The sequence below is a fragment of the Arenibacter amylolyticus genome, assembly GCF_002150785.1.
Taxonomy (GTDB): Bacteria; Bacteroidota; Bacteroidia; order Flavobacteriales; family Flavobacteriaceae; genus Arenibacter; species Arenibacter amylolyticus.
Window position 1 is genome coordinate 60,701 of sequence record NZ_MTAZ01000006.1, and the last position, 22,144, is coordinate 82,844.

Consider the following 22,144-nt stretch of genomic DNA (forward strand, 5'->3'; position numbering starts at 1 on the left):
ATGACAAAAAAGTTAGTTTTTTTCTTTTTCCTCGCGATGAATATGGGCTGGTCCCAAGAAAAAAGTTCGGCGGTTACTACCGAGGATTATTTTAAATTGTTGCGAGAGAACATTAACGGAGAGAAGGCATATGAAACCACCGCTTACGTATCCCAATTCTGGCGGGTAGTGGGCAACTCGGGCTTTGATAAAAGTATTTTTAAGCTGGCCTCCGAGTTGGAAGCTGCTGGTTATGTACTGGAGGAAAAAGCAACGGCTTTGGACCGATTTACTTATAGGGTAGAAAAGCGGCCCCTTCAACATCCTACTTGGGAGCCAGTGGATGCGGAGTTAAGTCTTGTGGGGGCTTCTTCTCCCTTGCTTAGTCAGGCTACTAATCGGAACATGGTCTATATAAATTCTGCGGCTACTCCTAAAAATGGAGTTGTTGGGGAGGTGGTCTATATTGCAGATGCGGAGGAATTAAAAAACCAATCGGTACGAGGGAAAATTATATATACGGATACCAGACGCGTATCGGAAATCTATAAACAAGGGGTGTTGGAACAGGGCGCATTGGGAATGTTGAGTTATAACAATCCTAGCTATTTACAGCCAGAAAAAAACAGGACCTCCATCCAATTTCGGAGCCTGCCTTACCATCCTGATAATAAATGGGCTATAGCCTTATCTTTTGAGGCTAAGGAGAATTTAGTGTCGGCCATGAAAAACGGACCGGTACGTGCCAGGGTGAAAGTAGATACCAAGTTATATGCTTCGGAAGACCTAACCTTAGTGGCCGATATTAGAGGGGCCGAACTACCGGAAGAACGGCTCGTTTTTAGTGCACACGTGCAGGAGCCTGGAGCAAATGACAATGCATCTGGGGTAGGTGCCCAGTTAGAAATGGCTATCACCACAGCCAAACTCATAGCTTCCGAGACCATAGATGCCTACAGGAGTATCACCTTTTTATGGGGGGTTGAGATTATATCTACCAATCGGTATATCGTTGAGGATGAAGCGAGAGCAAAAAATATTAAATGGGGAATTAGCCTAGATATGGTAGGGCAAAACACCGCATTAACAGGGGGTAGTTTCTTAATTGAGAAAATGCCAGATCCCAGTGCTATTTGGACCCGAGGGAAGGACCAGCATTCGGAATGGGGTGGGAGAGTGCTTAGCCTAGAGGATATGAAGCCCCACTATTTAAATGATTTTATTCTGCACAACTTTAAAGATCAGGGCAAGTTTGCTAATTGGGTGGTGAAAACCAATCCCTATGAAGGGGGCAGTGATCATATGCCTTTCTTAAGGGCCAATATACCAGGCTTATTGCTTTGGCATTTTACGGATCAATTTTATCATACGGATAATGATACCATGGACAAGGTGTCTAAGGAAACACTTAGAAATGTTAGTACGGCGGCGCTGGCGAGTGCCCTTACCTTGGTAAATGGGGATAGTTATACGGCTGTTGACCTCATTGAGCTACTGAAAGAAGCCGGTACAGAGCGTTTGGCGACAGAGTTTTTATTGAGTGAAGCCGCTGTAAAAGAGGGAGCCTCACCAAAAGATGAGGAGCAAATTATTCAGGCGTGGGCAGATTGGTACCTAAAGGCAATTGAAGCTACCCGAGATATTAGTAACTCAGGAAATACTGCCATAGTGGAAAAGGCAATTCTAATGGCTCAGTCCGTATTGGAAGTGCAGGCAGAAAGTTTTATTTCAGAATTGCATAATAAATACGGAAGGTCTTAATTGGGATGTATAAGTTTTAGGTATTATAGATTTATTTAGGTGAGGTGCTGTAAAGGATTAAGAAAGTGTTGTTTACAATTCCGATTGATGTGCTGTGAAATGCAGCTTGGAATCTGTTTCTTTTAATTTTTTAGGACAATCGGTATTTTTATAGGCTAGCCCTCTTTTTAGGGCTAAATCTCTCCTAAAATGGAACCTTTTCTTTAAATTGGTTCTAAATATGGGACATTAAGCAAACAAAGTTTGTTAATAACTGCTTTGTAGAGTAGATTTGTATTTAAAACAACTAACGTAATGAGTGGATTTTTTAACTCCTCAATAGGCAGAAAGTACGCTATGGCACTTTCCGCTTTTTTCTTGATGATTTTTATCGTTCAACATTTTGCAATTAACATTCTTTCCGTATTCAATCCGGATGCTTTTAACGAAATCTCCCATTTTATGGGAACTAACCCATTAGTCCAGTTTGGATTGCAGCCAATCTTACTCTTTGGGGTTATTTTTCATTTTGTGATGGGTTTTATCCTGGAAATCAGGAACAGGAACGCCCGATCGGTTAAGTATGTTCGCAACAATGGCGCTGCCAATGCTACTTGGATGAGTAGAAACATGATCTGGAGTGGCGGATTTATTCTGATATTTTTAGTCATTCACTTTATCGATTTCTGGTTTCCGGAAATCAACACCAAATTTATCCAAGGGGATATGTCGGGGTTGCTACCGAATGGCGATTATCGATATTATGAGGAACTAACCCATAAGTTTGTTCCTATTTGGAGGGTAGCACTTTACTGTGTAGGGTTTGTATTTCTTTCCCTTCACTTGTTACACGGATTTAGTTCTGCATTTCAGTCGGTGGGTGCCAATAACAAATACACAAGAGGATTAAAAGGGTTTGGAAAAGCATATGCTATCCTAATTCCATTAGGATTTATTTTCATTGCACTTTTTCACCATTTCAACCATTAATATAATACTACAAACCTATGTCTGTATTGGATTCTAAAGTACCAGAAGGGCCATTAAAGGATAAATGGACAAACTATAAGGATAAGATTAACTTAGTTAATCCCGCCAACAAACGCTCTATAGATATTATTGTGGTTGGGACCGGGTTGGCTGGAGGTTCTGCTGCGGCAACCTTGGCGGAGCTGGGATATAATGTAAAAGCATTTTGCTATCAAGATTCACCGCGTAGGGCACACTCTATTGCTGCCCAAGGAGGGATCAATGCGGCTAAAAATTACCAGGGGGATGGGGATTCTACCTTCCGCCTTTTCTACGATACTGTAAAAGGGGGCGATTATAGGTCCCGAGAAGCGAATGTATATCGTTTAGCAGAAGTATCTGCAAATATTATTGACCAATGTGTTGCTCAAGGGGTGCCGTTTGCGCGTGACTATGGGGGACTGTTGGACAACCGTTCTTTTGGAGGGGTGTTGGTTTCCCGTACCTTTTATGCCAAAGGACAAACAGGACAGCAATTGCTGTTAGGAGCCTATTCTGCCATGAACAGGCAGATTGCCCGTGGAAAAATAGAAATGCACAACCGACACGAGATGTTGGATGTGGTAAAAATTGATGGAAAGGCAAGGGGTATTATTGCCCGTAACCTGGTAACCGGAGAAATAGAGCGCCATTCTGCACATGCAGTGGTAATCGCTACCGGAGGATATGGAAACGTGTATTTCCTTTCCACCAATGCCATGGGATCCAATGCTACCGCAGCGTGGAAAATACATAAAAAAGGAGCCTTCTTTGCCAACCCATGCTACACCCAAATTCACCCTACCTGTATTCCTCGTTCTGGCGATTATCAGTCCAAATTGACTCTGATGTCAGAATCGCTTCGTAACGATGGAAGGATCTGGGTTCCCAAAAAGATGGAAGATGTACTGGCTATTAGGGAGGGAAGGAAGAAGCCTACTGACCTAAGTGAGGAGGAAAGGGATTATTATTTGGAAAGAAGATATCCAGCCTTCGGAAACTTAGTGCCAAGGGACGTTGCCTCTAGGGCAGCCAAGGAAAGATGTGATGCTGGCTATGGGGTAAATGCTACAGGAGAAGCGGTTTACCTAGATTTCCAATCAGCTATTGAGCGTTATGGAAACGAGCAGGCAAAACTTCATGGATTAACCAATCCTAGCAAAGAAAAAATTACCGAATTGGGAGAGGAAATCGTAAGAGCTAAATACGGGAACCTTTTCCAGATGTACGAAAAAATTGTGGATGAAAATCCATATAAGACCCCAATGATGATTTATCCTGCTACGCACTATACTATGGGCGGTATCTGGGTAGATTATAACCTAATGACTACTGTGGAGGGGCTGTACTGTATTGGGGAGGCTAACTTCTCCGATCACGGTGCTAACCGTTTGGGGGCTTCCGCGCTAATGCAAGGCTTGGCCGATGGGTATTTTATTTTACCTTATACTATTGGAGACTACCTGTCTCACGAAATTAGGACCGGGAAGATACCAACGGATACGCCAGAATTTGATGAAGCTGAAAAAGCAGTGAAAGATCGGATCAATGCATTTATCAACAATAAGGGAACCCATTCCGTAGATTATTTCCATAAGAAACTAGGTAAGGTAATGTGGGATAAATGCGGTATGTCTAGGAACGCGACCGATTTAAAGAAGGCTATTTCAGAAATCAAGGAAATCCGTGAGGAGTTCTATAAAAGCGTAAAAGTACCTGGTAGAGCCGATGAAATGAACCCGGAATTGGAGAAAGCGGGTCGTGTGGCCGATTTCTTGGAGCTTGGAGAATTGTTTGCCAAGGACGCACTGATGCGGGAGGAATCCTGTGGCGGGCATTTTAGGGAAGAGTCCGTAGAGCTAGAAGGAGAGCAAAAAGGAGAGGCTAAGCGTAACGACGCCGAATTTGCCTTTGTGGCCGCATGGGAATACAAGGGGGAACCCTCCGATGCCGTTCTACACAAAGAAGAATTGGAGTTTAAGGATATAGAATTGAAACAAAGGAGTTATAAATAAGTAGTGTTGACAGATTAGAGGATAGAAGAAATCTTAATACTCAATACTCAATACTCAATACTTAACATATGAATCTTACATTAAAAATTTGGAGACAAAACGGATCTCAGGACAAGGGTAGAATGGTAGATTACCAAGTGTCTGATATTTCTAAAGACATGTCTTTCTTGGAGATGATGGATGTCTTAAATGAACAGATCATCAATAAGGGAGAAGAACCGGTTGCCTTTGATCACGATTGTAGGGAAGGTATCTGTGGGATGTGTTCCATGCACATTAATGGCGAGGCCCATGGTCCGGATAAAGGCATTACCACCTGCCAATTGCACATGCGTTCCTTTAAGGATGGCGATACCATTACCATAGAGCCGTTTAGAGCCAAAGCTTTTCCGGTGATCAAGGATTTGGTGGTAGATCGTAGTTCCTTTGAAAGAATACAGCAAGCAGGAGGGTATATTTCCGTGAACACTTCCGGAAATACCCAGGATGCGAATGCTATTCCTATTGATAAGCACGCAGCGGACAAGGCGATGGATGCAGCTACCTGTATCGGTTGTGGTGCCTGTGTGGCCAGCTGTAAAAACGCTTCAGCTATGTTGTTTGTAGGAGCCAAAGTATCCCAGTACGCCCTATTGCCACAAGGACAGGTAGAAGCTGTGGACCGAGTGAAGAATATGGTGGCACAAATGGATCTGGAAGGTTTTGGAAACTGCACCAATACGGGCGCTTGTGAGGTAGAATGCCCAAAAGGGATCTCCTTGGAGAATATAGCTCGTTTAAATAGAGAGTATTTTAAGGCGAATGTAAAGGGGTAGTCATCCCCTCCTGTAGATAGATCATTAAAACACTGAATCCCAAGCACCAATTACTGGAGCTTGGGATTTTTTTGTTGCTATAATTCCGTATGCCATGGGTTGCGATTCCCTTTTTTGGTACGTAGAAAAATTTTAGGATACCCCTAGAGCTATTTATTCAGAATAATATTTTTTATCTTTAAATATGCCCAAAAAGTATCCACCTAATCGGATTATAGTCCCTCGCTTTAACGAGGAATCGGGGTTTTATACTACTCCTGAACGCTCCAAAATAATGGGTAGGATACGCGCTAAGGACACAAAGCCCGAGTTGGCTTTTAGAAAGGCGTTGTGGAGGGCGGGTTATAGGTACCGGATCGATTATAAAAAATTAATAGGAAGGCCGGACATTGTACTCAATAAGTATAAAACGGTGATCTTTATTGATGGTGAATATTGGCATGGATATAATTGGGGGGAGCGAAAACAAAAGATTAAGACCAATAGGGAGTTTTGGATTCCAAAAATAGAGCGTAATATCCAACGGGATGAGGAAGTGAATGGGGCTTTGAAGGAATTGGGATATAAGGTGTTTAGATTTTGGGCACAACAAATCTCCAAGGAATTTGATCATTGTTTGCAATCGGTCATCTCTCATTTGAGGAGTATGGATCCTAATTTGTCATGAAAAGGGGCAGGTATAAGGCAAGAAAACTAAAATAGGCCATTTTAATAGTGGTTGTGATGTGTGGCCTAGTTTAAGGGTGTCTATACAATAATAGCTTGCTAGACGTGCTGTTATTGGCTTGGTATCTCCTAGCAAAAGGTTGCCAAAAAATACAAGTAGCTTCTCAATTTGCAGTTATGGGGTAGTCGTTGTTTCGGATAAGGGAAGCTGATGGATATTCCTTGGATGGCGCTATAAATCGTACCGCATTAGCCAGTCCGTTTGCCGATCCTTGCCAATATAATAGGGGTGTGTTCCAAACTTTACAAATCCATACCGTCTATAGAAATCGATGGCCTTGGCATTGCGTTCCCAAACCCCCAGCCATACATATCTTTTGTTTTTGGAGCGGGCATAATCCATAACCCAGTTTAAGATGTAGTTGCCAATACGCTGCCCCTGATGTTCCTTTAGTACATAAATGCGCTCCAGTTCTATGGCATTGTCGTCCTTAATATCCGTTTGGGATGCAGCTTTGTTAATTTTAAAGTACCCTACCTTTATGGTGCCCCTATAAACAAAATAAAACGAGGTGTTGGGATCTTTCAGTTCACTTAAAATGGTCGCTTTACTAAAGGCCGATTCCAAGTAATCGTTAAAGTCGTCCGGATTATTCTGTTCTTGGAACGATTCCGTAAAGGTGCGTTTCCCTATGGCTATCAGGGTGTCTAAGTTCTTAAGGGTGCAAAGGGATAGGGTTAGCTCCATATATTATTTTATATTAAAAATAATATTTTACGGGCTGTCTTAAAAACAAAAAACGGCAAGCTGTGATGCATTGCCGTTTTATAAGTGGGGTTTGCTATCTTAAAGCATAAATAACTTTTTGATTAATCTTAGGGTTCCTTGATAGAAGTCGTTCTGATAAACCTGAATTTTTTCTTGGGTTGGGGCATGATTCATTTGGGCGTCCATGGTGGTTAAGTTTTAGAGTAATTGATTGTCGTAGGTATGTTTATATGATAGGATCAATATACTAGATCTTAGGTAGTTCCAATACTATTTGTTGTGAAACCCATGGTATTTGTTGTGAGTTAATTGTGTAAGTGGTTGAGGTGTAATGGGTAACCCCTGTTTTAGAGTTCCATTTCAGGGATGGTTCCTTCCACAATTAAGTTCCCTTGGGTGGCTTTTTTTATTTCCTCTACCGTAATTCCAGGCGCCCTTTCCAAGAGTTTAAAACCGTTGGAAACAACTTCTAGCACGGCCAAATTGGTTACTATTTTCTTAACACATCCTACCCCAGTGAGTGGTAAGCTGCAGCGTTTTAATAATTTAGATTCTCCTTGGCGGTTGGTATGCATCATGGCGACTATGATGTTTTCTGCAGAGGCAACCAAGTCCATAGCGCCCCCCATTCCCTTCACCATTTTACCTGGTATTTTCCAGTTGGCTATATCTCCGTTTTCAGCGACTTCCATAGCGCCTAGGATGGTGAGGTCTACATGTTTCCCCCGAATCATTCCAAAACTCGTCGCAGAGTCAAAAAAGGAGGCTCCCGGTAAGGTGGTGATGGTTTGTTTACCTGCATTTATTATATCGGCATCCTCCTCCCCTTCCAGTGGAAAGGGCCCCATGCCCAAAACGCCATTCTCACTTTGAAACTCTACGCTAATATCATCCCTAACAAAATTAGCCACCAGAGTGGGTATGCCAATTCCCAGATTTACATAATATCCGTCCTTTACTTCTTTTGCTATTCGCTTTGCGATTCCGTTTTTGTCCAACATAATTAATGTAATGATTTACCAATGTATCAATTTATTAATGAAATTATATAGCAACTGGCTATCCTCATTGACTATTGAAAAAATCTACTATAAATTCCTTTTACTGGTGCTTATGATTTTATATAATATCAATCCTAATTCATCAATGTTTTTCTTCAGGTTTTTGTCGAAAGGATAAGATGGTGACCTTTCACATAAAATAAGCCAATATTTGGTTTCTTCCAATTCCTTTACGGCGATTTTCATTTTGTGTATAAAGTCAGTCCTACTTTCAGCATTTTGAGCTTCATGAACATTTGCTCCTATACTGGTTCCCGATTTTAATAATTGTCCTGCTACAACATACTTTTCTTCTTTTTTTAGACGTTCACAGAAATCAATAATCATAAGTGCACAGTTGATAGACTTTGTAACTGCAATATTTTCCTTTTTTAGCATTTTGATAAAATAATGAATAGTTACATTTCTATATTGTTTAAAATTTCCATAGTAATAATAATGTTCATTACTATATTAATATTAGTATCTATCGGTGCATTTCCACATGGTTTTAGTATTTAATTGCTACATTGACTTCCGTTGTAACATTTTCACACTAATTCAAGGCCTCATTGTTACCTTATTCCATTTTCACATTGCTACATTGACTTCCATTTCCACATTAAATTAGTTTTTCATTGCTACATTGCTACATTGATTTCATTGTTACATTTCTTATCCTTTTTTTCTAACCGTCAACTGCTCAATGCGTTTTTCGTAATTGGTGCCTTGAAAGATCCGTTGTACAAAGATACCGGGAACATGTACTTGATTGGGATCTAGGGAACCTGCGGGAAGTAACTCTTCCACTTCTGCTACTGTAATCTTCGCAGCGCCGCACATAACGGGATTAAAATTACGGGCGGTTCCTTTAAATATGAGATTACCTGCCTCATCGCCTTTCCAAGCCTTTACAAAGGAAAAATCGGCCTTGAAAGCTTCTTCTAGCACGTACATTTTACCGTTAAATTCCCTGGTTTCCTTTCCTTCTGCCACTTCGGTCCCATAGCCTGCTGGAGTGTAAAAAGCGGGAAAGCCTGCTTGTGCCGACCTGCATTTTTCTGCCAAGGTGCCCTGTGGAGTAAGCTCTACATCCAATTCCCCACTGAGCATTTGTCGTTCAAACTCGTCGTTCTCGCCTACGTAGGACGATATCATTTTTTTAATCTGTTTTTTGTGTAATAGCAGTCCTAGCCCAAAATCGTCTACCCCGGCATTATTGGATATGCAGGTGAGGTCCTTGATGCCCATTTTTACTAATTCTGAGATCGCATTTTCGGGGATACCACACAATCCGAATCCGCCAAGCATTAGTGTCATTCCATCTTGGACACCCTTGAGTGCCTCTTCTACGTTTGCTACTGTTTTCCGTATCATTTAAGCCATATTTTATAGGTGGTTCATTTATTCGTTGCTTCCTTTCTCCTAAAATACGGGATTTTAATCAAAAAACGCCCTTAACTTTCGGTAAAAAGCTAGGGCGTCTTTATTAAATGATAGGAGGTAGATCCTAGAAATTCAGATCGTCTTCCATGTCTATATCCTGTTCTTCTTCTTCGGTGGTTTTGCTACAATCTACGTTGATAGATAATTCCTCAGGTTTTTCAAATTCGCCTTTGGAAACTCCCAATTCTTCGTTTGCGTAGTTCTTTTTCATGTACAATCCCCAAATGGGTAGTGCCATGGAGGCTCCCTGTCCGTAGGTGATGGTTCTAAAATGGGTGGCCCTATCCTCGCCACCAACCCATACTCCGGTGACCAAATTAGGCACCATTCCCATAAACCAACCATCGGTCTGATTTTGGGAAGTCCCTGTTTTACCCGCTATAGGATTGTCAAATTCGTAGGGATACCCAGTGATGATTTCATCGTACATCTTGTTCCATTTTTCAGCACCTCTGGTTCTTAACCTTGTTCCGGATCCTCCCTGGGTGACGCTAGACATAAGGTCTATCATTGCATAGGATACGTCTTTACTGAGCACATCCCTAGTCTCGGGTACATATTCGAACAATACGGTCCCGTTCTTATCCTCTATTCTAGTAACCATTACCGGTTTTACATATACGCCTTGGTTGGCAAAGGCTCCATAGGCGCCCACCATCTCATAAACGTTGAGATCTGCACTACCCAAGGCAATGGAGGGAACCTCTGGGATGTGGCCGGTAATCCCCAGGTTTTTAGCAATATCTATAACCGCTTTGGGGCCTACCTTGTCTATTAACTGTGCGGTGATAGTGTTAACAGAATTTGCTAGGGCATCCTTAAGGGTAAGCATTTCCCCAGAATATTGTGCATTGGAGTTTTTAGGACACCATGGGTCAGGGTTTCCGTGTTTATTGGCTTCAATACAATATTGATTGTCCGGAAGCACGTCGCAGGGCGATAATCTTAATTGGTCTATGGCGGCAGCATATACAAAGGGCTTAAAGGTAGATCCTACCTGTCTCGCTCCTTGGTATACATTATCGTACTGAAAATGCTTGTAATTGAGTCCGCCTACCCATGCCTTTACATGGCCTGTTTGTGGCTCCATGGACATCATGGCTGCCCTTAAAAAGGATTTGTAGTAGCGAATGGAGTCTAGGGGAGTCATGATGGTATCCTTCTCCATGGTCTCACTATTCCAATCAAAAACGGTCATCTCGGTCTTCTTGGTAAAAGATTCCCTGATTTCCTTTTCAGATTTGCCTTCCGCCTTCATGATTCGCCAACGGTCCGAGGTTTTCATTCCTCTTTCCATGATACGATCTATTTCTCCTGGAAATTCCTCTATAAAAGGCGCTGTTTTGTTCCTTTGTGGTGTGTTTTGATGGAAAAACTCTGCCTGTAGTCGTTTCATATGCTCCTCCACGGCCTCTTCGGCATTTTTTTGCATACGGGAATCAATGGTGGTATAGATTCTAAGACCGTCCAAATAGATATTCCATTTGTCGCGTTCCCCTTCGATGGCTGGTTTGGGATTTTCTGCTATCCACTTACGCATAAAGCCTTGTAGGTACATCCTAAAATAGGTGGCAATCCCTTCCCTATGCGATTCCGGACTAAAATTGATGTCCATTTTTAAGGCCTGTAGGGAGTCTTTTTCCTTTTCCGTGATATAGTTGTATTTGGCCATTTGTGCCAAGACGGTATTTCTACGATCCAATACCAGTTTTTCCCTTCGCAAGGGATTATAGTAGGAAGAGTTTTTTAGCATACCCACCAAAACGGCCGATTCCTCAATCTTTAGGTTACTGGGCTCCTTCCCGAAATAAATTCTTGCAGCCGACCGAATGCCATCGGCATTATAGTTAAAGTCATAAATATTGAGATACATTTTGATGATCTCTTCTTTGGTATAGCTGCGCTCTAACCTAGTTGCTAGGACCCACTCCTTTAGTTTTTGAGTAATGGTCTCGTATAAATTCTTAGAGCGTACCCCAACAAATAGTTGTCTGGCCAATTGTTGTGAAATGGTACTTGCTCCCCCTCTTTTTCCCAAAAATACAACGGCTCTTAAAGTACCCCGAGCATCGATACCGGAATGTTGGTAAAAGCGGGCATCCTCGGTAGCAATTAGGGCTTGTACCAAAGTCTTTGGTAGGTCTTCATAATTTACATCTGTCCGGTTGTCGTCCAGGTAAAATTTTCCCAGGGTTTCCCCGTCCGAGGAAATGATCTCACTGGCGAGATTGGTTTGTGGGTTTTCCAAACGCTCGTATTCTGGCATGGGGCCAAAAGCTCCCCAAGCGGTAATATAGAATATCAAAACCACGGATAGGATTCCGGTAATGAACAGGATCCAGAACCATAAGATGAATTTTGAGAAGCTTTTTCCTTTCTTTTTCGTTGTTTTTTTTGCGGTCGCCATGGGCCTACGGATTAATTTTTTCTATTTGGTATCCTACATCGGTTATACCCTCCAGTGCTTCAATGCCTTCTACTTGGCCATTTTTGCGCATGGCATGGGAAACTTTTAAGGTATATACGCCAGAGGCTGGGAAAACGATGTTTTCCTTATACCACAATTTATTTTCTCTTAAACTACCGTGGCCACTCCCTAACCATTCGCCATTGGGCAGGGCCATCTCGTATTCCAAGGTATCCCTTACTAGGTCGCCCAGCGGACTTTGCAGCTCGGCAATAAGGAATAAATTGCTATAGGGGTAGGTCTGATCGTTCCTAATGTTGATAAACACATTAAAGGGTTGTACCGTATCTAGACCGGAAAAGTTAAACTGAATTATGCTGTCCTTGTGCCACACCCCATTGTTGGTAGGGGTATAGGCAGATTTAACGGTCTGTCCGTCACAGGAAACCATTAAACTGACCAGCATTAGTAACGCTATGCCTCTAAGCATTATTGGAAGGTCTTTTTTTGTAGTTGGACTTTCTTCTTTTTTTACTCCTTTTTTTATTTCTAGATCTTTTGGGAGCGTCAAAACGCGTAAGGCTGTCCTGTCCTACTACATTTTCGAACACTTTTTCATCGCGCTCCACATTGGTTAGGGTGTATTCCTCCAAACTGGTTACACTTTCCTTTTTCTTGTTTTTCTCCTTTATTTCAGCAACCTGATTTTTGGTTAGCTCGTGCCAATTGGCCGGATCGCTTTTATAGGAGAACCACAGGGATCCTTTAAAAATATCAATTTTTTGACAAAAGGCTACCCCTTTCTCTGTGAAGAGTCTGGTGTCTTGACTAGGGAAATCTTTTAGGGCATCTAAATATACATCTAGTTCGTAGTTGAGGCAGCATTTTAACTTTCCGCATTGTCCGGCTAATTTCTGCGGATTTAGGGAAAGCTGCTGGTAACGTGCGGCCGAGGTGCTAACAGATCTAAAGTCGGTTAACCAAGTAGAACAACACAATTCCCTTCCGCAAGATCCAATCCCACCTAGGCGCTGTGCTTCCTGCCTATAGCCAATCTGCCGCATTTCTATGCGGATTCTGAATGCCTTGGCCATGTCCTTGATTAACTGCCTAAAATCTACCCGATCTTCCGCAGTATAATAAAAGGTGGCTTTGGAACCATCCCCTTGAAATTCCACATCCGAAATTTTCATTTCCAGGTTTAAAAGAATGGCAATTTCTCGGGCCCTCTTCTTTATTTCCTCTTCGCGGTCTCTACATTTTTGCCATTTATCGATATCCTTCTGTGTGGCTTTCCGATACACCACAGGGAGTTGGGGATTGTTATAATCCTCTTTCTTCTTCTTCATCTGCACCCGCACCAATTCCCCCGTAAGGGAAACAATGCCTACATCGTGTCCAGAGGCAGCCTGGGTGGCCACCACATCCCCGATGGAAAGCGAAAGATTTTCAGAGTTTCTAAAGAATTCTTTTCTACTATTTTTAAAGCGGACTTCCACGCAATCAAATGGTTTTTGCCCATTTGGTAGCGACATATTGGAAAGCCAATCAAATACCGTCAATTTATTACAGCCATCGGTGCCACAAGTCCCATTGTTCTTGCATCCCTTTGGCTGTCCGTCCTTACCGGTTGAACAACTGCTGCAACCCATAATTAATATGTTGGTTCGGTGAAGAAAGTAATACTGTCACCGAAAAAGGTTCATAATTTTTATCAACCGTAAAGATAGTGTTTTTTTTAAGCGATGAAAAGAAAGAGTGCCGCTAGATACATTTAGATCCCTACCGCTTATAGGTAAGTACTTCGGACCTTCCTTTTTTAAAGATCTTATTGCTTACTACCTTACCTCTCCGCAATTTTTTCTGCTCTTCATAAGGCAAGGCATGTATGTCCATACATTCCTTGGAGCAGCAATTGTTCATCTTTTCCGCACAGGATTCGCATTGGATAAATAATAAGTGACAGGCTTCGTTGGCGCAGTTAACATGGGTGTCATTGGGAGCGCCGCACTGATGGCAGTTGGCAATTACATGGTCTGTAATGCGTTCCCCGCGCCTGTGATCGAACACAAAATTCTTACCTAAGAACTTGTTTTCTAGGTTTTTCTCCCGTACCTGTCTGGTGTACTCTATAATACCTCCTTCTAATTGATATACTTGTTGAAAACCTTTGTGCTTGTAATAAGCACTGGCCTTTTCGCATCGTATACCGCCGGTGCAATACATAACCAGTTTTTTGTCTTCCTTGTGCGCTGCTAGGTCCTGTTCTATAATGTCTAAAGAGTCCCTAAAGGTATCTACATCTGGGGTGAGGGCATTTTTAAAATGGCCAATTTCGCTTTCGTAATGGTTGCGCATATCTACCAAAATGGTATCTGGATCTTCAATAAGCGCATTGAACTTCTCTGCATCTACATGAATACCTTTGTTGGTAACATCAAAAGTAGCATCGTTTAGTCCATCGGCTACAATTTTCTTTCTAACCTTCACTTTTAGCTTAAGGAAAGATTTGTTGTCTTGTTCAATAGCGATGTTTAAACGAACGTTTTCCAAGAACGAAATACTGTCCAAGTGTGACTTAAACTTCGTGAAGTTTGTTGCAGGAACGGACAACTGGGCATTTATTCCTTCATGGGCCACATAAATACGGCCTAAGACATCCAATTCGTTCCAATGAATAAATAAGTGATTTCTAAAAATGGCCGGATTGCCAATGTGTGCATATTTGTAGAAAGAGATTGTTAGCCGGTCTTCCCCAGCTTCCTCTATAAGAACTTCTCTTTCCTTTGCACTTAGTGTATTGTACAGTTGCATGCTATACCAATAGTTTAAGTTAAAAGATATTATTAAAAGTGCAAAATTAAGACATCTAGGGAGGGTATAAAAGCAATTAAGCTATTTTTAAGTCGCGCAGAGCGAGCTGTGGTATAAAAAAAGGGTCTTGAACGTTCAAGACCCTTTTTAATTTAGTCAATACCAAAACCTCTTTTTCATAGACTTTTGATGTGATATTGACCTTCAACCCTTATTGTCCTACCAAAAACAATAAGCAACCTAATTTGAGTTAGTTAATAGTTAGATGTGAGTATTTGAAAAAGGTTGCGTATTTGGTAAAAAAAAAGTTGGATTTATTTTTGAAGTAGCTAGGTTACAGTTGCTTGCGTTAGGTGTTGCCTAGCCGATTAAAGATCCCGTGCCTAATACGGTTCTTGTTCATAAGTGTCCTAAGGGACCATGCAGGCTAAGAGATCACCCCGTATAAAATCCGCTTTTTAGATGGCATTATGCAAAAAGAAATGGTATTTTAGCGACCCTAATACAATACGAAGATGAGTTCTGAAAAAGAAGCAAAATTAAAAGCATTAAAACTAACCCTAGATAAATTAGATAAAACTTACGGTAAAGGAGCCGTAATGAAGATGGGGGATAGCGTAGTCCAAGATGTAGAGGTAATATCCTCTGGGTCTTTGGGATTGGATGTTGCATTGGGTGTTGGTGGATACCCACGCGGAAGGGTTATTGAAATTTACGGACCGGAATCTTCCGGTAAAACTACCCTTACCTTGCATGCCATGGCAGAAGCCCAAAAAAATGGGGGAATAGCCGCATTTATTGATGCGGAGCATGCTTTTGATAGATTTTATGCCCAAAAATTAGGGGTAGATATAGATAACTTAATTATTTCCCAGCCAGACCACGGGGAGCAGGCATTGGAAATTGCCGATAACCTTATTAGATCCGGAGCGATCGATATAGTGGTGATAGATTCCGTGGCGGCTTTAACGCCTAAGAGTGAGATTGAAGGGGAGATGGGGGATTCCAAAATGGGACTCCATGCCCGATTAATGTCACAGGCGCTTAGAAAATTAACAGGTTCTATTAGTAGAACCAATTGCACCGTAATTTTTATTAACCAGTTAAGGGAGAAGATTGGGGTGATGTTTGGTAACCCAGAAACTACTACTGGTGGAAACGCCCTTAAGTTCTACGCTTCTGTGCGATTGGATATTAGGAGGTCTACCCAGATAAAGGATACCGATGGTGGAGTGCAAGGAAACAAAACCAGGGTGAAAATTGTAAAGAATAAAGTGGCTCCTCCATTTAGGACCGCCGAGTTTGATATTATGTATGGCGAAGGAATTTCCAAGGTAGGAGAGATCATTGACTTGGGAGTGGAGTTCGAAATTATTAAGAAAAGCGGTTCTTGGTTTAGCTATGGTGATACCAGGCTGGGGCAGGGAAGAGATGCCGTTAAAAATCTGTTGTTGGACAATCCCGAATTGCTGGAAGAACTAGAAGGCAAAATTGTGGACGCCATCAAAACAGTAAATTCATAAGAATTAAAAAAAATCCCGATTTATTCGGGATTTTTTTTTACCCATACGCAACCATTGCTTTAAATCTCATCTACTTAATAAAAAGGAATTGTATTGAAACTGAAGGTGTTTTTATCCTACTCCTACAGAAGGAGGCTTAAGGGATGCCAAAGGTTTCTCAAATCATTTTAAATGTAGTGTAAACATGAAAAGATTACTCTTTTTATTGGTGGTTGCCACTTTTTCTGTATTGACTTCCTGCTCTGTGGACGATGGTATTAATTATCATTTTGAAGCTTTGAAGATTAATTCCGTGGAAATGCCGGAATCCTTCGAATTGGGTGAGGTGTACAATATAAAAGTATCGTATTTTAGACCTGATAGCTGTACTTATTTTGAAGGTTTTGATGTGGTGAAAGAGGAGCTTACCACCCGTAATGTGGTCGCTGTTGGATCGGTTATTGAGAATAAGGATTCCCAATGTATCGAAAAAATGGATGAGGTAACGGCATCATTTAACTTTGAAGTGTTGTACGATCAGCCTTATTTGTTTAAATTTTGGACTGGAGACAATGAAAATGGTGAGTCGGAGTATTTAGAAATTACGGTTCCCGTAGGTTCGGACAGCTCCGATCAGGCAAAGGAATAGCATAACCCAATCTGTATTTTGAGTAATCTAGTTGAGCTCATTAATAATTGTAAAAAAGGGAATAGACAAGCACAAGAACAGCTATATCGGGATTATTCCCGAATACTGTTCGGTATTTGTCTCAAGTACTCGCGCAATAAAACGGAGGCCGAAGATAGCTTGCACGATAGTTTTATGACCATCTTTGATAAGATAGATCAGTTTAAACATCAGGGGTCTTTTGAGGGTTGGATGAAGCGGATTGCCATTAATACCGTACTGCAGAAATATAGAAAGGAGGAAAGCCTTCCATTGGTATCCGAAAATATAGAGGAAGAGGCGGTAGAAGAGTCAGGTTATGTAGATTTGGACCTAAAAACCTTATTGCGTTACGTGCAGGAACTTCCCAATAAATACCGTCTTACCTTTAACCTATATGTTTTGGACGGATATAGTCATAAAGAAATTAGCGAGATGCTTGGAACTTCCGAAGGGACTTCAAAATCCAATTTGGCGAGGGCGAGGGGAATATTAAAAGAAAAAATTGAAGCCAATAAGGCCAAGATATATATAGAGGGATAAGCCCGTAAAAGGTGTCTATGCCCCAAGTGCAGAAAATATGAGTGAAAATAAATTAGACAAATTATTCCAGGAAAAGTTGAATGACTTTCAAGAAGTGCCAGACGAAAGGATTTGGCGCTCCATTGAGGCATCCTTGGATAAAAAACAAAGGTCTCGGAAGGTGATTCCCCTTTGGTGGAAACTGGGTGGCATTGCGGCTGTTCTGGCCCTTCTATTTGTGGCTATTAATCCATTTTTCGATTCGGTTACCCTAAGCCCTATCGTTACCGATGTAGAAATTAAGGGTTTGGAAGAGGTAGAGGATGCTCCAAAAAACAATTTAAATGAAGCGGTGCAGGAGACGCCCGTACTTACTGATACCCAAAAAGCGAACAAGGAAGAGTCTATATTACTAGAGGTGACCGGGAAAGGGATAAAAGGCCAACAGCCCGCAACTAATATAGGAGTAGCTACAAGGAGCACCAATATTGAGGACCCAAGTGTGTTTCCCGCAGACGGGGAGACTAAAGAAATGGGGGTGGCAGACAACCAGAACCTAGTAGAAGGAAATGCTAATAAGGAAGGCAACCGAGAATTGATGGATACCGGAAATCAGGTTCCGCTAGGAGAGGAGACTAATGGATTGGCAGAGCAAAGCCAATTGGCAAGGGCAATTGATACCTCCCAAGCCGAGGTGGATCCGAAGAAGAAATCCCTTCTGGATGAAATTGAAAAACAGGCCGAAGAAAATGCTGTTGCTGGAGTTAAGGGGAGTAGGTGGTCTGCTGGGCCAAGTGTGGCTCCTGTTTATTTTAATGGTATCGGTGGAGGATCGCCTATAAATTCTATGTTGGCCTCCAATTCCAAGACTGGTAGCGTTACCATTAGTTATGGGGTGAATGTTGCCTATGAAGTGTCTAAAAAAATTAGCATACGCTCAGGGGTTCATAAGGTAGATTTTGGATACAACACCAATAATGTTGCCTTTACTTCCTCTTTTAATGCTCCTTCGCATGCCCAATTAGAAAATATTAATTATACCAATACGGCTCAGTCCATTGTTATTAGGGATACCCGAAACCACTTAGGAATTCAGCAAGGGGGAGTGCCAGTTGCGTTGGATGTTAGCGGGAAAAGTCCCAGCCGTATGGGAACCATGGGGCAGCAGATTGGCTATGTAGAGGTTCCCTTGGAGGTTAATTACACCTTAGTAGATAGTAGGTTTGGTGTGAACCTAATTGGTGGGGTCAGTTCCCTTTTTCTAACGGATAATGAGGTGGTGTTACAATCTAGCGGAAAGACCACGGTCTTGGGAGAGGCCAATAATATCAATTCGGTAAACTTTAGTACCAATATTGGTTTGGGGCTTAATTATGAATTTAATAGTAAGTTAAAGCTGAACGTAGAGCCGGTATTCAAGTATCAATTAAATACGTTTGAGGATACGGCAGGGAGTTTTAACCCTTATTCTTTAGGGGTGTATAGCGGTTTTAGCTTTAAGTTTTAAGAAAGAATGCGCTGTCTGGGTTTAGGCGTTATAGTTTTACGGAAATGCTACTTGGGGTTATCGGGTGGGAGCAGTTAGCCTTTAACTCGTTAAGGATAACCTTTCTTACCTCTTCCTTTAATTCATTTTTGTCTTCGGAGCCCAGGTGTTCCGTATCAAAAAAACGGTGTACTCTTGTGCGCAGTTTCCCGGGACCCCCGCTAAAAAAGGTGAAGGAAAACCGTTTTTTATTATCGCAAAATGTGATTGGAACAACGGGGATGTTATGCGCTATAGCCATCTTAAAGGCGCCATCCTTAAAATTGTCTAGGAGGATTGATTCGTCTGGCACCCCACCTTCCGGAAAAATACAAATGCTGAGGCCTTGGTCTAACCTTCTTTGTGCCCTTCTATAAACAGCCGTCCTGCTTCTGGTACATTCCCTGTCTACCATTATGCAAACCCGCTTGTAGAAAAATCCAAATAGAGGGATTTTCACCAGTTCTTTCTTTCCAATAAATACAAAGGGGTTTTTGCTCACCTTTAGCATCAACATAATATCTAACATACTGGTATGGTTGGCCACCAGCATATAGCTCTCTCCTTTTATCAACTGCTGTTCCCTTTTTATTTTAGGATAACATCCCATGCCATATAAAATACAATTTGCCCAAATGTTTCGGGCCAGCCAAAAGAACTGGGCATAGGTTTTTTCGGACATGGTAAAAATAACTAGAAAAGGTAGCATTACTAAAATGGGTAGGGCTACCAACAAATAAAACCAGATGCGATATAGGGTCTGACCTATTTTTCTTAGGATTGATATCATAAAATCAAAAATAATAATTATAAGTTCCTTTTTAGGATTTCTTTTACCTTTGTAGTCTTTTGAAAATAATACGATGGCACGAATTTTAACAGGAATACAAAGTACGGGAACCCCGCACTTGGGCAACATATTGGGAGCCATTCTCCCAGCTATAGAAATGGCGAACGACCCGAAGAACGAATCTTTTCTTTTTATCGCTGATATGCATTCTCTTACCCAGATAAAAAATGGGGAGGAGTTAAGGAATAATACCTATGCGGTGGCCGCTACTTGGCTTGCCTTTGGACTGGATATAAACAAGACTGTTTTTTATCGCCAAAGTGATATTCCGCAAACGGCGGAACTGGCGTGGTATCTAAGTTGTTTTTTCCCGTATCAAAGACTTACCCTTGCGCATTCTTTTAAGGATAAGGCAGATCGTTTGGATGATGTAAATGCAGGTTTGTTTTTCTACCCCATGCTAATGGCGGCAGATATCTTGCTCTACGACGCAGAGATTGTGCCTGTAGGCAAGGACCAGATGCAGCATTTGGAGATGGCCCGCGATGTGGCATCTAGGTTTCATGCTCAGTTAGGAGACACTTTTGTATTGCCACAGGGAAAGGTGCAGGAAGAAACCATGTATATCCCAGGAACCGATGGAGCCAAAATGAGCAAGAGCAAGGGGAACCTAATCAGTCTTTTTCAAACGGACAAGCAATTGAGGAAGCAGATTATGGGGATCCAAACCGATAGTACGCCTATGGAAGATCCAAAAGATCCGGATACGGATAATGTATTTGCGCTTTATAAAATAGTAGCTTCGGAAAGTCAGGTAGCAGAAATGCGCGAGAATTACCTAAAGGGAAATTACGGGTATGGCCATGCCAAGCAAGCCTTGTACGAGGTGGTGTTGGAGCGCTTTGGAGAGGCTCGTGAGAAATTCAATTACTATATGGCAAACTTAGATGAGTTGGATGCCGCCTTGGCGTTGGGTGCTAAAAAAGCTCAGCTAATAGCCGATGAGGTCTTATTGCGTGTAAGAGATAAAGTAGGGTACTAAACCCAATAAAAGACCGCTTGGTCTTTAAGTATACCCACTGCTCCTCATTGGTGTGGTGGGTTTTTCTTTTTTTTGACGGAATTCATCGTTAAAAGCTTACATAATTTACATTTTAGGGGTGAAAGAAGGGATTTTAGACCGTTTGGTCGGATTGTAAGGAGGTAACCGGGTGGCCTAAACAGGAATATGTATTGGTAAGTACCTTAGATTTTGGGTAAAACTTAAATCGCTTCAAAAACTTTTCCTGGTAGCGGTCTTATTACCCCTTTCATTTCCATATTTAAAAGGGTAGAGGAGGCTTTAAAGATGGGGAGCTTGCAATCTAAAGCGATGTTATCCAGCATTTTTTTTCCGCCTAATTGTAAGTAGTTGTAAATATCCTTTTCCGTTTCATCCAATTCCACAAATAGTTGCTTCTGTATTGCTTGTGGTTGTTTTTCCTCTAATTCCCAGCCCAACATATAGATGAGATCTGCCGCCGAGGTAATCATTTGTGCCTTTTGTTGTTTTATAAGGTTGTTGCAGCCAATGCTAAATCGGTCTTGCACCCGTCCGGGAACCGCAAATACATCGCGATTATAGCTGTTGGCAATATCCGCGGTTACCAAACTGCCCCCTTTTTCTGCCGACTCAATAACCACGGTTGCTTCGCTGGTGCCAGCGATAATGCGATTTCGTCTTAGGAAATTTTCCCTCTCTGGTTGTGAAGTGCTCCAGAATTCCGTTAAAAAGCCTCCATTCCTTTCTACATCTCCTACAAAACACTCGTGGACCTTTGGGTAAATCTGATTTAAACCATGGGCTAAGCAGCCTATAGTTTGTAGGCCGTGTTTTATGGCTGCCCGCTGTGCACAGATATCTACCCCATAAGCAAAACCACTTACGATAATAGGGTCTAAGGGAGCAATCTCTGCTATGAGCTCCTCGCAGAAGGCCGCACCGTAACTGGTAATGTTTCTAGTGCCTACTATACTAATGATTCTTTTTTTATTTAAATTGATGTTGCCCCTGCCAAAAAGCAAGATAGGACCATCTATACAATGTTTTAAAGCAGCTGGGTAGAGGGGGTGTGTAAAGGGATATAGCTGCAGGTTGTTTTCTTGGATAAAAATATACTCTTCCTCTGCGGCTTCTAAATGTTCGGTGTCAAAAAGTCCCTTTAAGGTGTGTTTACCAATGCCATCAATGTTAAGAAGTGATGAGGTGCCACTAGAAAAAACAGCTTCGGCACCCCCGCAATGCCCAATTAATTTTTTGGCTGAGATGTCGCCTATATGGGGGGCGTTCTGTAATCTTAAAAGTGCAATTATTTCATCTTTAGACATTTGTATCCCATGCTTAGTTGTTTACAAAATACATAAAATTTTATGTTAATAAAAAGATGGCTCAGGTGTTTT

20 protein-coding genes are annotated in these 22,144 nt (G+C 41.7%); 10 read left to right on the top strand and 10 right to left on the bottom strand.

Going from position 1 to position 22,144, the window contains the following annotated elements:
* From BV214_RS04085 to BV214_RS04105, 5 genes are all read left to right on the top strand, one after another.
* Positions 1-1,740: a M28 family peptidase gene (locus BV214_RS04085; RefSeq protein WP_086476215.1), complete on the top strand. Its 1,740-nt coding sequence runs from the start codon at positions 1-3 to the stop codon at positions 1,738-1,740.
* A gap of 294 nt (positions 1,741-2,034) precedes the next feature.
* Positions 2,035-2,709 carry a succinate dehydrogenase cytochrome b subunit gene (locus tag BV214_RS04090; protein WP_086476216.1) on the top strand — a complete coding sequence of 225 codons (675 nt, stop codon included), beginning with the start codon at positions 2,035-2,037 and terminating at the stop codon, positions 2,707-2,709.
* Positions 2,710-2,726: 17 nt separating this feature from the next.
* On the top strand, positions 2,727-4,742 hold the full coding sequence (locus BV214_RS04095) for a fumarate reductase/succinate dehydrogenase flavoprotein subunit (RefSeq protein WP_086476217.1): 2,016 nt from the start codon (positions 2,727-2,729) through the stop codon (positions 4,740-4,742).
* 68 nt (positions 4,743-4,810) lie between these two features.
* Positions 4,811-5,557, top strand: coding sequence for a succinate dehydrogenase/fumarate reductase iron-sulfur subunit (locus BV214_RS04100; RefSeq protein WP_086476218.1), 747 nt, complete (start codon positions 4,811-4,813; stop codon positions 5,555-5,557).
* 184 nt (positions 5,558-5,741) lie between these two features.
* Positions 5,742-6,224 (top strand): very short patch repair endonuclease, encoded by a 483-nt coding sequence (locus BV214_RS04105; RefSeq protein ID WP_086476219.1) that lies wholly within the window; start codon positions 5,742-5,744, stop codon positions 6,222-6,224.
* A 231-nt stretch (positions 6,225-6,455) separates the two neighbouring features.
* Here BV214_RS04105 and BV214_RS04110 read toward each other — a convergent pair whose 3' ends face one another.
* The 8 genes from BV214_RS04110 to trhO all read right to left on the bottom strand — a co-directional run bounded on the left by BV214_RS04110 (position 6,456) and on the right by trhO (position 14,699).
* Entirely contained in the window at positions 6,456-6,971 is a 516-nt protein-coding gene (locus BV214_RS04110; protein ID WP_086476220.1) for a GNAT family N-acetyltransferase, read from the bottom strand.
* 368 nt (positions 6,972-7,339) lie between these two features.
* Entirely contained in the window at positions 7,340-7,993 is a 654-nt protein-coding gene (locus tag BV214_RS04115; protein WP_086476221.1) for a 3-oxoacid CoA-transferase subunit B, read from the bottom strand.
* A gap of 87 nt (positions 7,994-8,080) precedes the next feature.
* Complete coding sequence (locus BV214_RS04120) at positions 8,081-8,431, bottom strand: four helix bundle protein (protein ID WP_086476222.1); 351 nt, start codon at positions 8,429-8,431, stop codon at positions 8,081-8,083.
* A gap of 276 nt (positions 8,432-8,707) precedes the next feature.
* On the bottom strand, positions 8,708-9,409 hold the full coding sequence (locus tag BV214_RS04125; protein WP_086476223.1) for a CoA transferase subunit A: 702 nt from the start codon (positions 9,407-9,409) through the stop codon (positions 8,708-8,710).
* Positions 9,410-9,542: 133 nt separating this feature from the next.
* Positions 9,543-11,885, bottom strand: coding sequence for a penicillin-binding protein 1A (locus BV214_RS04130; RefSeq protein ID WP_086476224.1), 2,343 nt, complete (start codon positions 11,883-11,885; stop codon positions 9,543-9,545).
* Positions 11,886-11,889: 4 nt separating this feature from the next.
* A complete protein-coding gene (locus BV214_RS04135; RefSeq protein WP_086476225.1) occupies positions 11,890-12,375 on the bottom strand; it encodes a gliding motility lipoprotein GldH in 486 nt (161 codons plus the stop codon).
* Entirely contained in the window at positions 12,368-13,537 is a 1,170-nt protein-coding gene (locus BV214_RS04140; RefSeq protein ID WP_086476226.1) for a PSP1 domain-containing protein, read from the bottom strand. Before BV214_RS04140 ends, BV214_RS04135 begins: the two co-directional genes overlap by 8 nt.
* Before the next feature lie 130 nt (positions 13,538-13,667).
* Positions 13,668-14,699: an oxygen-dependent tRNA uridine(34) hydroxylase TrhO gene (gene trhO / locus BV214_RS04145; RefSeq protein WP_086476227.1), complete on the bottom strand. Its 1,032-nt coding sequence runs from the start codon at positions 14,697-14,699 to the stop codon at positions 13,668-13,670.
* Positions 14,700-15,214: 515 nt separating this feature from the next.
* Here trhO and recA point away from each other — a divergent pair.
* The 4 genes from recA (at position 15,215) to BV214_RS04165 (ending at position 18,897) form a co-directional block, all read left to right on the top strand.
* Positions 15,215-16,222: a recombinase RecA gene (gene recA, locus BV214_RS04150; protein ID WP_086476228.1), complete on the top strand. Its 1,008-nt coding sequence runs from the start codon at positions 15,215-15,217 to the stop codon at positions 16,220-16,222.
* Positions 16,223-16,406: 184 nt separating this feature from the next.
* Complete coding sequence (locus tag BV214_RS04155) at positions 16,407-16,850, top strand: hypothetical protein (protein ID WP_086476229.1); 444 nt, start codon at positions 16,407-16,409, stop codon at positions 16,848-16,850.
* A gap of 18 nt (positions 16,851-16,868) precedes the next feature.
* Positions 16,869-17,411, top strand: a complete 543-nt coding sequence (locus tag BV214_RS04160; protein WP_086476230.1) for an RNA polymerase sigma factor — start codon at positions 16,869-16,871, stop codon at positions 17,409-17,411.
* Positions 17,412-17,448: 37 nt separating this feature from the next.
* Positions 17,449-18,897, top strand: a complete 1,449-nt coding sequence (locus tag BV214_RS04165) for an outer membrane beta-barrel protein (RefSeq protein ID WP_086476231.1) — start codon at positions 17,449-17,451, stop codon at positions 18,895-18,897.
* Positions 18,898-18,925: 28 nt separating this feature from the next.
* Here BV214_RS04165 and BV214_RS04170 read toward each other — a convergent pair whose 3' ends face one another.
* Positions 18,926-19,705, bottom strand: coding sequence for a lysophospholipid acyltransferase family protein (locus tag BV214_RS04170; RefSeq protein WP_086476232.1), 780 nt, complete (start codon positions 19,703-19,705; stop codon positions 18,926-18,928).
* A 73-nt stretch (positions 19,706-19,778) separates the two neighbouring features.
* Here BV214_RS04170 and trpS point away from each other — a divergent pair, with 73 nt between their 5' ends.
* The gene (gene trpS / locus BV214_RS04175) at positions 19,779-20,747 is read left to right on the top strand and encodes a tryptophan--tRNA ligase (protein WP_086476233.1); all 969 of its coding nucleotides are present in this window, start codon (positions 19,779-19,781) and stop codon (positions 20,745-20,747) included.
* 221 nt (positions 20,748-20,968) lie between these two features.
* Here trpS and dprA read toward each other — a convergent pair whose 3' ends face one another.
* Complete coding sequence (gene dprA, locus BV214_RS04180; protein ID WP_086476234.1) at positions 20,969-22,072, bottom strand: DNA-processing protein DprA; 1,104 nt, start codon at positions 22,070-22,072, stop codon at positions 20,969-20,971.
* Positions 22,073-22,144: the final 72 nt, after the last annotated feature.